Genomic DNA, 16,761 nt, shown 5'->3' with positions numbered 1-16,761 from the left:
ATTTTATTACAATTGCATTACGGTTTATATTCCCTTCAAATAGCTATATTTGTTACTGAATAAATTTAAATAGAGTATTATTATGGCATTAGAAATTACAGATAGCAACTTCGAAGAGCTTGTATTAAAAGCAGATAAACCAGTGTTGATCGATTTTTGGGCAGAATGGTGTGGTCCATGTCGTATGGTTGGTCCTGTGGTTGACGAAATTGCTAACGAATACGAAGGTAAAGCAGTTGTAGGTAAAGTAAATGTGGACAACAACCCAGATATTTCAGTTCGTTTTGGTATCAGAAATATCCCTGCATTATTGTTCTTCAAAAACGGTGAAATCGTTGACAAACAAATTGGCGCAGTGCCTAAATCTGTTTTAACTGAGAAATTAGACAAACAATTGTAATCAATATAGTTTGATACAAATACAAAGGGATTCCAAATGGAATCCCTTTGTATTTGTATACTATTTTAATTCAAAAATATCGGAAACTCCCAATATCTTTCGAGCTGTAAAACCTTCTGCAAAAGGAACTTGTATATTTCTACCAAACTCGCGACCTCTACCCCTTGTTGATTCCATAAAATCTGGTGATGAAATATACGTTTGGGGTTCATCATCTTCTCCTGATGAGTTAAACTGAGTTTTATAAGCTAAAATTGATTTTTCTTTTATATCCCAATATTTGGTCACATCCAAGACAATATCTGGCTGAATGTATTTGTCTTGAATCAATTGCAGTTGCAATCTTGGTCTAAAAGCTTCTTGTTTTAAACCATCCAATTCAGTTTCAATTCTTCGCAAGCCAGCCAAAAACAAAGCATCATTCACCAATTTACTAGCACGTCCATGATCTGGATGACGATCGTCAAAGGCGTTTGTAATTACAATTTCGGGCTGATATTTACGTATTGTTTTAATAATAACTAATTGTGATTCTTCATTATTTTGAAAAAACCCATCACGAAGCTCAATATTTTCGCGTACTGCAACACCTAAAATGCGAGCTGCTTCGGCCGCTTCTTCAGCGCGAGTCATAGCAGTACCTCGTGTTCCTAACTCACCACGCGTCAGATCAATTATACCAACCTTTTTACCTTCAGCAACATATTTTGCAATGGTACCACCTGCACCCAATTCAGCATCATCAGGATGCACAGTCATTACCACTAAGTCTAATTTCATAGTCCTAATTTTTTTTCAAATATACAGAATAATGAAAGACTTACTTTTCTAAAAGAGATTCGATTTGTCTGTTTATTGTAGAAGATGTTGGACTGGTAAATGGATAATAGAAGTCCACGACTTTACCTTCCTTGTCCACCAAATATTTATGAAAGTTCCATAAGGGAACACTGTCCACTACACCATTCTCTGATTTATGTGACAGAAATTTATACAGAGGATCCACGAAATCTCCCTTCACATGTATTCGCTTAAATACAGGAAAAGTAGCCCCTTCCTGAATGCGACAATAGGTCTCCAAATTTGAGCCTGTACGTGGTTCTTGATTTGCAAAATCATTGGATGGAAAGGCTAAAATTTCAAATCCTCGATCCTTATATTGGTGATAAAGTTTCTCTAAAGTTTTGAATTGTTTCCGGAAATAACAGCCACTTGCCGTGTTGACAATCAACAATACTTTTCCTCTATAATCCGATAACGACTTATAATTACCAGAAAATTCTAGAACTTTAAAATCATATATCGTATTTGTACTCATAGTTGACTATTATTGAAATGGTTTATTAATAGGTCTTATGACCTCGTATTCACGTATTATATTCTCGATTTCAAACTCTTCCTGTGCGTTATAGACACTTTTTAGATTATGACCAAAAAGACGAGCCATACCTTGATATACGGAAGCAGTAATACTCCCTTTCATATCTTTGAGTAATTCATAACTTGTATTACCCGTTTGTCGCTCTATGAGTTTGATTAATATTTTCCCTTGAGAGACAGACAATTCTTTTACTTCGTTATTAATTTTCTCTTTAATCTCACGTTCACAAGCTTTGATTAGAGCGCGTTCCTCCTTCTTCGAATTGGCTAACGCAAGTTCTCTGTCCAATTGCTCATAGCGTTTCTGCGCATAGATGGCGTATGGTAATACACGTAAAACATTACGTTTAAGACGCAAATAACGCTCCTTATCTGCTACACTTTTCCATTTGCGTTCTGCATAGACAAACACTGTCTCAATAGGAAACCATGGTAACACTTCTCCTGTTTCGAGTTTTGTAGTTCCGTAATATGCTAATGTTTCGCCTGTTCCCTCACCATAATGAGGTACAGTCAATGGAGTCATAGCTTGTTGCCCATTACATACAGTATGTAATAGCAAAATAAAAAATAAACTCAAACTTATCTTTTGTAGACGAAACATTAACATTTTCAATTTTATCTCAAACAATAAAAGAATTAATCTTTATATTTAGACATGAATAAGAGTCTTTTTATATAACTTATTCATTATGTTATAAAAATAACTTTTTTGAGGGAGATTTCGAAATTTTTAAGAGGTTCTTATGGAAGAATATGTGATTGATATTGAAGCGGAAAACAAAGAAATAAGAAAACGATACAGAGCATTACTAAGAGCTTGTAAACCAACACTACAAAAGGGCGACAAACAGGAAATAAGAAAAGCTTTTGATTTAGCATTAGAAAGTCACAAAGATATGCGTCGCAAATCTGGCGAACCGTATATCTATCATCCTATAGCTGTTGCCCAAATAGCGGCTGAAGAAATTGGACTAGGGACGACTTCTATTGTATGTTCCTTGTTACATGATGTAGTCGAAGATACCTCAATTACTCTCGAAGAAATAGAAGCACAATTTGGGAAAAAGGTCGCAAAGATTATTGATGGACTCACGAAGATATCTGGCGTTTTTGACCCGAATAGTTCTATTCAGGCTGAGAATTTTCGTAAAATGCTATTGACATTAGCAGATGATGTGCGCGTAATCTTAATCAAACTAGCAGATCGTTTGCACAATATGCGTACTATGGAATTTATGGCACGCCATAAGCAATTGAAAATAGCTTCTGAAACAAGTTACCTGTACGCTCCTCTTGCACACCGGCTTGGATTGTATGCGATTAAATCTGAATTGGAAGATTTGTCGATGAAATACACGGATCCAGATACGTACAAATTTATCGCGAAAAAACTCAACGAGAAGAAAGCGGAACGCGAAAAGTTTGTAGCTGATTTTATTGCTCCTGTCAAAGAGTTTTTGCTCGAACAAAACATAAATGCCACTGTTTTTGGCAGACCAAAATCCATTCATTCTATTTGGAATAAGATGCGTAAGAAATCTATTCCATTTGAAGAAGTGTATGATTTGTTTGCCATTCGTGTCATAATCGACACCGAATACGAGAAGGAAAAAACCGAATGCTGGAAAGTATATTCTATTATTACGGATCTGTATCGTCCAAATCCAGATCGTTTGCGCGACTGGGTCTCTACACCAAAAGGTAACGGGTATGAATCCTTGCACACAACGGTAATGGGACCTCGCGGCCAATGGGTGGAAGTGCAAATCCGTACTAAACGTATGAACGAAATCGCAGAAAAAGGTTTCGCAGCGCATTGGAAATATAAAGAATCTTCTTCTGATAATGGTTTAGATCAATGGATTCAAAAAGTACGAGACGTACTAAGTAATCCAGAACAAAATGCATTGGATTTCTTGGATGACTTCAAAATGAATTTATTCTCGGATGAAATATTTATTTTCACGCCAAAGGGTACTTTAATTCAGCTTCCAAACAGTGCGACAGCTCTAGATTTTGCTTTCGAAATCCATAGTGATATTGGTGCAACCTGTATTGGCGCCAAAGTAAATCACAAGTTAGTGCCACTCAGTCACCCTTTACAAAATGGCGATCAAGTAGAAATTATCACTTCGAGTAAGCAAACACCGAAAGAAGATTGGCTAAATTTTGTTGTCACAGCCAAAGCGAAGTCTAAAATTAAATCTTCTTTGAAAGAAGACAAGAGACGTGTGGCTGAAGATGGGAAAGAAATTTTAGAGCGAAAAATGAAATCGCTTAAGTTGACGTATAATACGGATAATATCAACAAAATTGCTAATTTCTTTAAGTACCCAAGCTCACAAGACCTTTTCTACAACGTTGCGAAAGGTATAATTGACATTAAAAACTTAAGAGAATACGTTGTTAGCGAAAAAACGCACGAATTAACATCAAATCATTTTAATTCGCACATAACTGGACTGGTTGAAAAAATAGACAAAAAGAATGCAGATACAATTTTAATTGGCGACGACTTACAAAAGCTAGATTATACCTTAGCGGCATGTTGTAACCCTATACCTGGCGATGATATATTTGGATTTTTGACAGTCAATGAAGGTATAAAAATACACCGTACCTCCTGCCCTAATGCATCAAAATTGATGGCAAATTATGGCTATCGTATATTGAAAGCTAAATGGGTATCATCACTTGTTGAACATTCGTTTATTACAGGTATACGCATTATTGGTATTGATGATGTAGGATTAGTGAATAAATTAACCAATGTCATATCACAGGAATTCAATGTAAACATTCGTTCCTTAAGCATCACGAGTAACGATGGTATTTTTGAAGGTAATATTATGGTGAACATCAATAATATTGAACAATTGGAAAGCTTAATAAACCGACTAAAATTGGTATCTGGAATAACGAGCGTGACGCGTTATGAATCGGAGAATTAATAATTTAATTCTCACAATTCGCAAACATTCCGTTATTAATATTTTATTTGGTAAATTTGCTTAGGAGCAAAAAACAATATGAATCAGGGAGAAAACTACGAAACCGTAAAAAAAATATTTGAGGCTTACTTAGAGAACAAAAACCTAAGAAAGACTCCTGAGCGTTATGCCATCCTAGAAGAAATCTATTCACGTACGGATCATTTTGATGTGGAGTCTCTATACATCCACATGAAAAACAAAAAGTACCGTGTGAGTCGTGCTACAGTATACAATACCTTAGAATTATTAGTTTCTTGTGATTTGGTGACTAAACACCAATTTGGAAGAAATATGGCTCAATTTGAAAAATCATATGGTTATAAACAACATGACCACGTGATATGTATTGAGTGTAATAAAGTGGTTGAATTTTGTGACCCTCGCATTCACCAAATTCAAAGTATGATTGGTGATTTATTAAAATTCGATATTAAACACCACTCTTTAAATCTATATGGCATCTGTGCTACGTGTCAAGCAATGAAGGGTTCGGAGAAAAGAGAAGATCTACACGAAGTAATTTAAATTTAATTCTCTATACTTTACTAATAATAGTAAATTTGTTCGGAAAATGGATTAACCTATTTCCGAACATTATTTTTTTAATAGAATTTGTACAAAATTTCAATCATAAATTCAAAATAATACGCTATGCAAGTTGATGTGCTATTGGGCTTACAATGGGGCGACGAAGGTAAAGGTAAAATTGTGGATGTATTGTGTCCACAGTATGATTTGATCGCTCGTTTCCAAGGGGGTCCTAATGCCGGACACACGTTAGAGTTTGACAACAAGAAATTTGTTTTAAACACTATTCCTTCAGGTATCTTTAATAAAACGACTTTAAATTTAATTGGTAACGGTGTAGTAATCGACCCTATTATTTTAAAAAGAGAATTAGACAATCTTAAAGCTGCAGGTTTCGATCCTGTAGGTGACGGAAAATTAGTGTTAGCACGTAAAGCGCACTTAATTCTTCCTACACACCAATTATTAGATGCTGCTTCAGAATCTAAAATGGGCGCTGGAAAAATTGGTTCTACTTTGAAAGGTATCGGTCCTACTTATATGGACAAAACTGGACGTAATGGCCTACGTGTGGGTGATACTACATTACCTGACTTCCAAGAACGTTATGAGAAATTGAAAGCTAAACACTTAGAAATCCTTTCACACCACGGTGAAATCGCAGATTTCCAAGAGCGTGAAGATGCTTTCTTAGCTGCTATCGAATTTATCAAATCTATTCCACATGTGGATTCAGAGCACTTGGTAAACCAATATTTAAAAGAAGGCAAAAAAGTATTAGCTGAAGGCGCACAAGGTACATTATTAGATATCGACTTCGGTTCTTATCCATTTGTGACTTCTTCGAATACAACTACAGCTGGTGCTTGTACAGGTCTTGGTATTGCTCCAAACAAAATTGGTGAAGTATTGGGTATCTTCAAAGCATACTGTACTCGTGTAGGTGGCGGTCCTTTTCCTACAGAATTGGACAATGAAGTGGGCGAGCAATTACGTCAATTAGGTCATGAATTCGGAGCTACTACGGGGCGTGCGCGTCGTACAGGCTGGATTGATATTCCTGCATTGAAATATGCTATTATGTTAAATGGCGTAACGGAATTGGTGATGATGAAAGCTGACGTATTAGATACTTTCGAAAAAATCTATGCTTGTACACATTACAAATATGATGGACAAGTAATCGATTACATGCCATACGACATTAATTCTATCAAACCTGAGCCAATCTTAGAAGAGATCGAAGGCTGGAACCAAGATTTGACTGGTATTCGTACGAAAGAAGAAATCCCTACTGCATTAGCAAACTACATCGCATATTTAGAAAAAGCATTAGAAGTGCCAATCAAATATTTGTCTGTAGGTCCGGATCGTACACAAACTATTGTATTGAAATAAGACATGGCAAAAGCCATTTTTGAAGTACATATTCCAGATTTTGAGTCTAAAGCGTTAGCTTGGGCACAACAGTTTGAACAAGTTTGTTATCTTCAATCAAATGGTTATCAAGATGAATTTTCTTCTATTGAAGCTACTCTAGCTGTAGAAGCTACATATATTTTCGAAAGTGATACAAATACTTTCGAAGAACTTGAAAAATTTAAAACCAAACATCCTAAGCAGTGGATGTTTGGTTTTTTTGGTTACGATTTAAAGAATCAGATTGAAGATTTAACGACATCATTCCCAAATCCACTCCAATTTCCAAATTGCTATTTCTTTATTCCCAAAACCCTAATCAAGTTTTTAAAAAATTCAGTAGAAATAGACGCTGATTCTCCAGAAATAATCTTCAATGCGATTTTGGATTTTAAAAGTGATATAGAGACTCGTGTACCATCTTCAAAACTTAACATTCAACATCGCTTTTCAAAAGAAGAATATTTCGATGCTTTTGAGCATATGATTTCGCATATTCGTCGAGGAGATATTTACGAAGTGAATCTGTGCCAAGAATTTTTTGCAGAGAATGCCGTAATCAATCCATTTGATGTTTATCAGAAATTAAACACGATTTCTCCTACTCCATTTTCCACTTTTTTTAAGCTCAACGATAAGTTTATTTTATCTGCTTCACCAGAACGCTTTTTGGCAAAAAGAGAAAACACTTTGATTTCTCAACCCATAAAAGGAACAGCACCTCGCGGAAAATCTATTAAAGAAGATCAACAAAACATCGAACAACTACGCAACAATCCCAAAGAAATTGCAGAAAATGTGATGATTGTAGACTTGGTTCGTAATGATATGACACGATCCGCTCTTCCTGGAACTGTAGCGGCTGAACGAAAACTTGAAGTCCATAGTTTCAAGCAAGTACATCAACTCATCTCAACTATTACTTGCACTATAAGTAATGAGATAAATGATGTCCTAGCAATCAAAAATATATTTCCCCCAGGATCTATGACGGGCGCGCCAAAGATCTCCGCAATGAAATTATGTGACCGATACGAAAACTCTCGTCGTGGTGTTTATTCAGGCACTGTTGGTTATTTTTCGCCTTCAGGAGATTTTGACTTTAACGTTATTATTCGCACTATTTTATACAATCAAAGCCAGCAATATCTATCTTTTCATACTGGAGGTGCCATTACAATTGATGCCGAAGCAGAAAATGAATACAACGAGTGTTTGCTAAAAGCTTCAGCTATTATCCAAACATTACAATCCTAATTATAGTCTTTCTTACCAGCATCATTGTTATTTCAAAGCTAATTTTAGTATATTCATCAAAAACTATTTATGTCAATTGTGAGAATGCTTGATAACTCTTACATTTACGATGAAATACATATTTTATGGCCTTAAATTACGTCTGGATTGCCTTTTTTATTATTGCTTTTATAGTAGCCTTAATTAAACTTATATTTTTTGGTGATACAGAAATCTTCTCAAACCTTTTAAACGGATTATTTGATAGTGCTAAAACTGGAGCTGAACTTTCCATTGGCTTAGTTGGTATCATGACCTTTTGGCTTGGCATCATGAAAGTCGGTGAAAAAGCCGGAATGATTTCAGTTTTCGCCAAAGGCGTTTATCCATTTTTCGGAAAATTATTTCCCGGAATTCCGAAAGGTCACCCTGCTAATGGGTCCATTATTATGAACTTTTCAGCAAACATGCTGGGACTTGATAATGCGGCGACGCCAGTAGGTTTGAAAGCCATGAAAGAATTGCAGGAATTAAACCCAGATAAAGAAACAGCGACCAATTCTCAAATTATGTTTTTGGTGCTGAATACTGCTGGAATTACGCTGATTCCAACATCTGTAATTGCTTTGCGTATGGCAGCCGGTGCAGAGAATCCAGCAGATATATTTATTCCCGCACTGATAGGTACATTTATTTCTTTCTTGTCTGGTATGCTAGCAGTGGCTGCTTTTCAGAAAATCAATTTATTTAAACTCCCAATACTCGTTTTCCTAAGTATCTTCATAGGGTTGATGTGTGTATTGTACTTTGGCTTGAAAGACCTCCCTCCTGACCAGATGCAAAAAGTAACGGGATTGATTGGAGGCTTACTAATCTTTTCTATTATTATTTTGTTTATAGCCTATGGCGCAGCAAAGAAAATAAATGTATATGATGCATTTATTGACGGAGCAAAAGAAGGTTTTTCTACTGCTGTGATGATTATTCCGTTCTTAATAGCTATTCTAGTCGCTATATCGGCATTTCGTACGACTGGCTGTATGGATTACATCGTAAACGGAATTGGTTCATTAGTTGCTGCTCTAGGATTAGATACACAATTTGTACCTGCTCTTCCCGTTGGATTAATGAAGACATTGAGTGGCGGCGGTGCAAGAGGTTTGATGGTTGATGTCATGCAAACGTATGGTGTTGATTCTTTTCAAGGCAGATTGGCAAGTATCATTCAGGGCTCTTCAGAAACAACATTTTATGTCTTAGCGGTATATTTTGGATCAGTAGGAATCAAGAACACCAGACACGCATTGGTATGTGGATTAATCGCGGATTTGGTCGGTTTGATTGCGGCCATCGTACTTGCTTATTTATTTTTTGGATAAAACCTAAATCAATTATAATATGAAAACGATAGCAATAATAGCGCACGACGGAAAAAAAGCGGAAATGGTCGGTTTTGTCAAAGATCATATCGAATTTTTGAGAAAAGCACATATCGTAGCTACAGGAACTACAGGTTCGTTGATTCTTCAAACAGGATTAGAGGTAGAACTTAAATTAAGCGGTCCTAAAGGAGGTGATGCGCAAATTGCAGCAATGGCAGCTGAAGGTAAAATAGCTGGGATTATATTTTTTAGAGATCCACTTGGCAAACACCCACATGAACCTGATATTCAAATGTTAATGCGTATTTCGGACCTATACAATGTGCCATTAGCGACCAATCCAGCGACAGGTTCTTTGATTATTGAAGGCCTTTTGGACTAATTTATATACTAAAACTTGCCATAATATTTACCGCAAGGTCGTATATTTGCCGCAATAAATAAAAAGACTAATGTCATTCATTCAAGAAGAAAAAATATTGAGTAGTCCGTATCAAGAATTTGATAGAGAAGAGTGGAAAGGGCTGAATGGACACTTCAATCATAGTTTGAACTCAAATGATCTTAGTCAAATGCATGCGGTAAATGAGCCGTTAAATACGGAAGAAATAGAAGAAATATATTTCCCGTTGGCTCATTTGATCGAAATTCACATCAAAAATTACGATGAAATACGCAATGCAAGTAATGCTTTTTATCAGCGCAACCAGCAAAAGTTACCATTTATAATCGGAATCGCAGGTTCTGTTGCAGTCGGTAAGAGTACAACAGCGAGAGTTTTACAAAAAGTACTTTCCTTTCTTCCGAGCAAACCCAAAGTATCTTTAGTCACAACTGATGGTTTTCTGTACCCCAATAAAATATTATCAGAACGCGGGATTTTAAATCGCAAAGGTTTCCCGGAAAGTTACGACACCAAGAAACTATTAAATTTTCTTACTGCTGTAAAATCTGGTATAACAACTCATATTGTTCCAGTGTATTCCCATTTGGAATACGATATTTTGCCTGACGATACTTTACTAATTCAAAATCCTGACATTTTAATCGTGGAAGGTATAAACGTTTTACAGGTAAATTCACAAAAAGGGCAAAGTAACAAAGTCTTCGTTTCTGACTTCTTTGATTTTTCTGTCTATGTGGATGCCAAAGAAGAAGATATTATCGAATGGTATATCAGTCGTTTTGAGTCTCTACGAGCTACTGCATTTCAGGATCCTTCTTCCTATTTTCATAAGTACGCGAACTTGACATTAGAAGAAAGTAAGCAGATGGCATTTCAGATTTGGACTGAAATTAACAAGCCAAATCTTCATAACAACATTTTGCCTACCAAATATAGAGCAGATTTAATTCTTCAGAAAGGCTCTCACCACTTCGTGGAAAGTGTGAAAGTTAGGATGATTTAGTTCGAGAATGTTCGAATATCAGTATTTCGCGTAAGATTTCGTTTTCAATAACACGGTGTAATTTATTGCTCGCACTTACTGCATACAATTCTATTTTATAACGAACAAAGTCCTTCCCTATTTCTACTACGTGCAAAGATGGAGGATTGTCTTCATCAAGATTCGGGTGGTTTAATAAGGTCTTTTGAATTTCCTTTTCCAACGTTTCCACATCTGTAGCTACATGCAATGGCAATTCAAATTTAACAGTGAAAAGATTTGATCTATGTGCAGAAAGATTCACCATCGAATTGGTAAAAACCATATTATTAGGTACCATCACAATATCATCCTCTTCATTCTGTAAAATAATATTAGCAAAAGTTACATCTACAATTCGACCTCTGTGTTCACCAACTTTAATCCTATCGCCAACGGATAATTGTTCAGAAAACATTATAAACAAACCACTTATCATGTTGGTGATATAATCTCTAAACAACACAGCGATAGCCATGGCAACAATTGTCAAACTTGTTACGAATTCAATTGGATTTTTTCCAAAAGCGACCATAACGGCAATGACAAACAAAACAGCATTGATCATAGCTGTCAAGCGGTTAATTCCTAGGACAAAATTTCCTCTAACAGAGCGATTTGCATGGCGCGCATTATAGAGTGAAATAATTAAAAATCGAAGAATAGATAAAATGATACTGGGCACTAAAAATGAGTTCAAACCTGTGACCATTTGTGTTAGTATTTCTCTATCCTTTATTTCAGGAAACATAATGAATATCGTCAATGAAATAACGACAGCGATGATTTTTAATATAAAGACATAAGGAATATTCATTCTTTTTTTCTCCATGGTGCTCATATAGACATTTTCCAGCAAAATGCTAAACTACTAATTTTTTAACAATCCAAACTATTAACTGCAGCTTGAAAAACTGTTTTAATTTAACTAAAAAATACAGTAACTTAGCCAGAATAAACTACAGTGTTATTTTATATGAATACGTCATTTGATTTTGAAAAGCCGATTGCAGATTTGCAAACACAAATAGAAAAAGTTAATCAGGTAGCTGAGAAAACTAAAGTGGACATGAGTGCTACGGTACGTGAGCTGGAGGAAAAACTAGAGCAAACAAAAATAGATATATACAAAAATATGACTGGGTGGCAAAAAGTACAGATGTCAAGACATCCAGAAAGACCACAAACTTTTGACTATATCGAAATGATCTGTGATGAGTTCGTAGAATTACATGGTGATCGTACTGTAAAAGATGATAAAGCTATCATTGGTGGATTTGCGTCTATCGGCGGACAATCTGTAATGGTAATCGGCCATCAAAAGGGAAAAAACACCAAAGAAAGACAATACCGTAACTTTGGTATGGCAAATCCTGAAGGATATAGAAAAGCCTTGCGATTGATGAAGATGGCTGAAAAATTTAATAAGCCTATTGTTACTTTAATTGACACAATGGGTGCTTATCCTGGATTAGAAGCTGAAGAAAGAGGTCAAGGTGAAGCTATTGCGCGCAACCTATTGGAAATGTCTGTGTTGAAAGTTCCTGTAATCTGTATCGTAATCGGTGAAGGTGCATCGGGTGGTGCATTAGGTATTGGTATCGGGGATCGCGTATACATGATGGAAAACACATGGTATTCGGTAATCTCACCAGAATCATGTTCTTCGATATTATGGAGAAGTTGGGATCATAAAGAACGTGCTGCAGAAGCATTGAAGTTAACGGGTAATGATATGTTAGCAAACGGCTTAATCGATGGTATTATCCCTGAACCAATGGGTGGCGCACACCAAAATCCTGAAGAAGCAGCAAACAATGTAAAAGCTCAGATTTTAGCAGATTTAACTATATTAAGTGCTAAAGATTCGGATACATTGGTTACAGAAAGAATAGATAAATTTAGTAAAATGGGTGTTGTAAACGAATAAAAGTAAGTTTACCACTTTACATAGAGCACAAAAGCCTTCAAAAAATTTTGAAGGCTTTTGTGTTTTGTAGAAAACAGGCATTTGATTTTGGATCATTGCGGATAACTTCACGAATTATTTGACCAAAAAAATGCGGAGTTTGAAGATCCGCATTTTTGGTATTAAGATGTGTCTTATTAGTTACTTTCTTCGGGTAGAAGAATAAATTTAAACAAACGATCTTCTTTTAAATATTTCTCAGCAACAGCTTTGACAGAAGAAACACTCACTTTTTTAACAGCTTCTAAATATTTTAAAACTGCAGTAGGATCCTCTTTCAATCGGTAAGCTCCAGAAATTTCACCCATCCAGTAGTTATTCTCTTTCAAATCCAATTCATACTGACGAGTTTTTTCAATAATGAATTTATCTAAATCGACTTGAGTAGGACCATCTTTTTTGATTTTGTTTACTTCGTCAAGTGCTGAATTAATCAAAGCTTGGTATTTGTCTACACTTGTTCCGAAACCAATATTGAACGTATATCTGCCCGTTGGAAATTTAGAATATGAAGCTGAAGCCCCAGTACCGTAGACTCCACTTTCATCCTCGCGTAGACGCTCCAACAATTTGATTGTAAGAACAGATTCTAAAGCGTCCATGCTATTGTTTTCGTCCTCAGAATAGCTGTAATCGCCCATGAAAGCCATGCTTACTTGAGCTTTTGCTTCTTTACCTTTCTTAACAACTACCTCAAGACCTTTTGCTGGTGGCAATATCTTCAAATCTCTAGCTTGTTCTACATTATTCGATGCAGGCAATGATGCTAAATACTGTTCCAAATAAGGTTTGATTTCTTCTTCGGTAAATGAACCTACGATGGTGAAAGTAAAACCAGAAGCATCAGCAAATCTTTCTTTGAAAATCTCTAAAGTTCTTTCTTTAGAAATAGATTTGATTTGTTCAGGTGAAGCATTGTTTTTGCGAATATTATCACCATACAGCGCCTTGTTGATTGCAGTTCTATAAACGAATGCTGGATCGCTGTCTCTATTTTCCATAGATGCCACTGTTTGCGCAATTATACCCTGGAAAATATCCTCATCAAGACGAGGCTGCGTGAAATAACCGTGAATCAGTTCAAAAGCAGTTGTTAAACCTTCTTTGTCTGTACTTCCAGAAATACCCTCAAATCTTTCATTGATATATGGCGAAATACGAACATTCTTGCCTGCAAGGTATTTACGTATTTCAACAGCGTTCAATTGACCTACTCCCGATGCACTCACAATGCCCGATGCATTAGATGCATTGAAATAATCTTTGTCATCGTATAACGAATGACCACCTTCGCTGAAAGCTGAAATAAGGATTTGGTCATTTTTAAATGTTGTAGGTTTTAAAACCACTTTGACACCATTATTCAATGTCAATTCTTTACTTCCGATTGCATCGATAGCTTTTGTAGATTTAACAGAGCCTTTCGCTGGAACTGCTGATAACAGAGGTAAATCAGAAACTTGATCTTCATACGCCGTTAATGACTCTTTGCCTACAGCATCAAACCAATTGGTTACAATAGATTCTGTCGGCATTTTATCTTTATCCTTCTCTGGACCAACAATTATAATATCACGGTTGGTTTCTGCATAATATTTATTACCTATTGCTTCTACTTCTTTCAAAGTCAACGTTGGCAACAATTGCTTTGTTAAATGATATTCATCCTCTACGCTCAACGCAGCATCTCCTTTCAAGAAATGACTCAAGTAATTGTTTACATATGTATCAGATTTTACTTTATCACGTTCTTGATAAGACATTTCATTGCTTTTACTGTACATTGAAATAGCACGTTGGAATTCTCCTTCTGTAATACCAAATTTTTCAAATCGCTTTAATTCACGAACCACCGTCTTCATGCTCTCTTCCAATTTCTCTGGCTTCGGAACAACGGCAAGCGTCATGCTGTGAAACAGATTCATGAAATCATCAATTGATATAATAGACTGTAAGAAAGGAGCATCAGGTTTTTGCGCAATTTCGCGCAATCGTGCATTGATGACCTGATTGAAAACACCTTCTAAAAGTGAAGTGCGGTAATCAGCAACCGTTCTAACCTTGGTATCGGGATGTTTGATGATAATACGTGCCACAGTTTGTGGCATTTCTGCGTCAGTAATTACTTTGAATTCATTTTTGTTTAACAAATCAATTCCAAAATCCTTTCTTTCAACAGGTTTTTTAACCACTTTCATATCCGAAAATAAGCGTACCACTTCCTTTTCGATTGCCTGCGGATCGATATCTCCTACGATAATGATGGATTGCAAATCCGGTCTGTACCAACGGTCTTTGAAATCGCGAATGAGTTGGTGATCAAAACCAGTAACCACTTCCTCTGTTCCAATAGGCAAACGTTGCGCATACAATGACCCATTAAACAACAAAGGCAACATCTGGTCTTGAATACGTTGACCAGCACCACGGCTACCACGCATTTCTTCCATAATAATACCACGCTCTTTGTCTATCTCGTCTGATTGCAACATAGCATCCTGTGCCCAATCGCGCATCACCTGTAAACCATTTTTTAATAATTCAGGATCATCCGATGGAATTGGCAATTGGTAAACAGTTTCGTTGAAACCTGTATACGCATTTAAATCAGATCCAAAACGAACACCTGCTTTTTGTAGATAGTTTATTAATTCATTTTTCGGAAAATGTTTAAGACCATTGAAATTCATATGCTCTAAAAAGTGCGCCAACCCTCTTTCTTTTTCCGTTTCCAGAATTGAACCAACTTTAATACCTAAGTACATAGTTACACGTTTTTCAGGCTCAGTATTTTTGCGGATATAATATGTAAATCCATTCTTTAATTTACCTACCTTCACATCCTTATCAAATGGTAAAGGTTCAGACCACGCTAACGTGTCTTGACTTAATATGCTTCTTACTTCCTTTGAAAGCGTTGCATTAAAATTAGATTTAGCATGCAACGAGCCAAATGTGGCAGGCAATAAAAATGCTACTGCTAGAGGTTTTAAAAATTTCATTAATTTAGAGCGTTAAATATTATACAAATTAAATATTAATAATTGGTAAGAAAAACTTTAACATATATTTTTTACATTTTTTAAGAATTTTGGATGAATTGGAATAGTTTATTGAGAGATTTCAAAAAATTTTTAGCATTTGAACGCAATTTGTCGAAAAATTCTATTGTCGCGTATATTAACGATGTGGAGAAATTAAAAATATATTGTGAAGACAACGTTATCTCCATAGACAAACTAACGACTAAAGATTTTCAAAACTTTCTTGTTTGGATCAATGCATTCAATATTTCCCCTTATTCTCAAGCGCGTATTATTTCTGGACTAAAATCTTTTTTCAATTTCTTGCAATTGGAATACAATTTCGAAAACAATCCAGCCGCGTTAATTGAAACACCTCGTCTTGAGCGTAAAATACCTGATGTATTGGATGTAGCAGAAATTGACAACCTAATAAACGCCATTGACCTTTCGCAAGCTGAAGGCACACGAAATAAAGCCATGCTCGAAGTTTTGTATGGTTGTGGTCTTCGTGTTAGTGAATTAATTAATTTAAAGATTTCTAATCTGCATCTTGAAGTCGAATTTATTAAAATAGAAGGTAAGGGAAATAAAGAGCGCTTAATCCCTATCGGACACCAAGCCCGAAAATATCTTAAAATATATTTGGAAGAGGCACGCCCTGACCTACCTATCAAAACTGGCAATGAAGATTTCGTCTTTTTAAATCGTCGCGGCGCACCTTTATCACGTGTGATGGTATTTATTATCATCAAAGATTTGGCGGCTAAGATAGGCTTGAATAAAAAAATAAGTCCGCACACATTCCGGCATAGTTTCGCTTCGCATTTGGTCGAAGGTGGAGCAGATTTACGCGCTGTACAAGATATGCTGGGTCACGAGAGCATTACCACTACAGAAATCTATACACATATAGATAAAGATTACTTACAATCCATCATCATACAATACCACCCAAGATCCTAATACAAAAAAAAAGCACCTAGTAAATACTAGATGCT

At 35.9% G+C, this 16,761-nt stretch carries 15 protein-coding genes; 10 read left to right on the top strand and 5 right to left on the bottom strand.

Going from position 1 to position 16,761, the window contains the following annotated elements; genetic code table 11:
* Nucleotides 1-82: 82 nt before the first annotated feature.
* On the top strand, nt 83-400 hold the full coding sequence (gene trxA, locus GOQ16_RS12240; protein ID WP_149915680.1) for a thioredoxin: 318 nt from the start codon (nt 83-85) through the stop codon (nt 398-400).
* A gap of 60 nt (nt 401-460) precedes the next feature.
* Here trxA and bshB1 read toward each other — a convergent pair whose 3' ends face one another.
* From bshB1 to GOQ16_RS12225, 3 genes are read right to left on the bottom strand one after another with little or no spacing between them, the layout of a single operon-like run.
* Nucleotides 461-1,180 (bottom strand): bacillithiol biosynthesis deacetylase BshB1, encoded by a 720-nt coding sequence (bshB1, locus tag GOQ16_RS12235; protein ID WP_160069544.1) that lies wholly within the window; start codon nt 1,178-1,180, stop codon nt 461-463.
* A 40-nt stretch (nt 1,181-1,220) separates the two neighbouring features.
* Complete coding sequence (locus GOQ16_RS12230; RefSeq protein WP_160069543.1) at nt 1,221-1,718, bottom strand: glutathione peroxidase; 498 nt, start codon at nt 1,716-1,718, stop codon at nt 1,221-1,223.
* Nucleotides 1,719-1,727: 9 nt separating this feature from the next.
* Nucleotides 1,728-2,384, bottom strand: a complete 657-nt coding sequence (locus GOQ16_RS12225; protein WP_240141033.1) for a DUF4294 domain-containing protein — start codon at nt 2,382-2,384, stop codon at nt 1,728-1,730.
* A 142-nt stretch (nt 2,385-2,526) separates the two neighbouring features.
* Here GOQ16_RS12225 and GOQ16_RS12220 point away from each other — a divergent pair, with 142 nt between their 5' ends.
* From GOQ16_RS12220 to coaA, 7 genes are all read left to right on the top strand, one after another.
* Nucleotides 2,527-4,734 (top strand): RelA/SpoT family protein, encoded by a 2,208-nt coding sequence (locus GOQ16_RS12220; protein WP_160069542.1) that lies wholly within the window; start codon nt 2,527-2,529, stop codon nt 4,732-4,734.
* Between the two features lie 78 nt (nt 4,735-4,812).
* Nucleotides 4,813-5,301 (top strand): Fur family transcriptional regulator, encoded by a 489-nt coding sequence (locus tag GOQ16_RS12215; protein WP_160069541.1) that lies wholly within the window; start codon nt 4,813-4,815, stop codon nt 5,299-5,301.
* Nucleotides 5,302-5,427: 126 nt separating this feature from the next.
* A complete protein-coding gene (locus tag GOQ16_RS12210) occupies nt 5,428-6,702 on the top strand; it encodes an adenylosuccinate synthase (protein WP_160069540.1) in 1,275 nt (424 codons plus the stop codon).
* 3 nt (nt 6,703-6,705) lie between these two features.
* The gene (locus GOQ16_RS12205; protein WP_160069539.1) at nt 6,706-7,980 is read left to right on the top strand and encodes an anthranilate synthase component I family protein; all 1,275 of its coding nucleotides are present in this window, start codon (nt 6,706-6,708) and stop codon (nt 7,978-7,980) included.
* Nucleotides 7,981-8,105: 125 nt separating this feature from the next.
* The gene (locus GOQ16_RS12200; RefSeq protein WP_160069538.1) at nt 8,106-9,338 is read left to right on the top strand and encodes a nucleoside recognition domain-containing protein; all 1,233 of its coding nucleotides are present in this window, start codon (nt 8,106-8,108) and stop codon (nt 9,336-9,338) included.
* Between the two features lie 19 nt (nt 9,339-9,357).
* The gene (locus tag GOQ16_RS12195) at nt 9,358-9,723 is read left to right on the top strand and encodes a methylglyoxal synthase (protein ID WP_160069537.1); all 366 of its coding nucleotides are present in this window, start codon (nt 9,358-9,360) and stop codon (nt 9,721-9,723) included.
* Nucleotides 9,724-9,793: 70 nt separating this feature from the next.
* Entirely contained in the window at nt 9,794-10,750 is a 957-nt protein-coding gene (gene coaA / locus GOQ16_RS12190; RefSeq protein WP_160069536.1) for a type I pantothenate kinase, read from the top strand.
* On the opposite strand, the gene GOQ16_RS12185 is transcribed toward coaA, so the two are convergent.
* Nucleotides 10,737-11,600 (bottom strand): mechanosensitive ion channel family protein, encoded by an 864-nt coding sequence (locus GOQ16_RS12185; protein WP_160069535.1) that lies wholly within the window; start codon nt 11,598-11,600, stop codon nt 10,737-10,739. The genes coaA and GOQ16_RS12185 overlap by 14 nt on opposite strands.
* 144 nt (nt 11,601-11,744) lie before the next feature.
* On the opposite strand from GOQ16_RS12185, the gene GOQ16_RS12180 reads away from it, so the two are divergent.
* Nucleotides 11,745-12,698 carry an acetyl-CoA carboxylase carboxyltransferase subunit alpha gene (locus GOQ16_RS12180; RefSeq protein WP_160069534.1) on the top strand — a complete coding sequence of 318 codons (954 nt, stop codon included), beginning with the start codon at nt 11,745-11,747 and terminating at the stop codon, nt 12,696-12,698.
* 176 nt (nt 12,699-12,874) lie between these two features.
* Here GOQ16_RS12180 and GOQ16_RS12175 read toward each other — a convergent pair whose 3' ends face one another.
* Entirely contained in the window at nt 12,875-15,739 is a 2,865-nt protein-coding gene (locus GOQ16_RS12175; RefSeq protein ID WP_160069533.1) for a M16 family metallopeptidase, read from the bottom strand.
* A gap of 93 nt (nt 15,740-15,832) precedes the next feature.
* On the opposite strand from GOQ16_RS12175, the gene xerD reads away from it, so the two are divergent.
* Nucleotides 15,833-16,726 (top strand): site-specific tyrosine recombinase XerD, encoded by an 894-nt coding sequence (gene xerD / locus GOQ16_RS12170; protein ID WP_160069532.1) that lies wholly within the window; start codon nt 15,833-15,835, stop codon nt 16,724-16,726.
* The last annotated feature ends 35 nt before the right edge of the window (nt 16,727-16,761 follow it).

Origin of the sequence: Sphingobacterium bovisgrunnientis, from assembly GCF_009829085.1 — a bacterium.
Taxonomy (GTDB): domain Bacteria; phylum Bacteroidota; class Bacteroidia; order Sphingobacteriales; family Sphingobacteriaceae; genus Sphingobacterium; species Sphingobacterium bovisgrunnientis.
The sequence above is the reverse complement of the archived record's forward strand: the minus strand, read 5'-3'. Positions and strand labels throughout refer to the sequence as shown.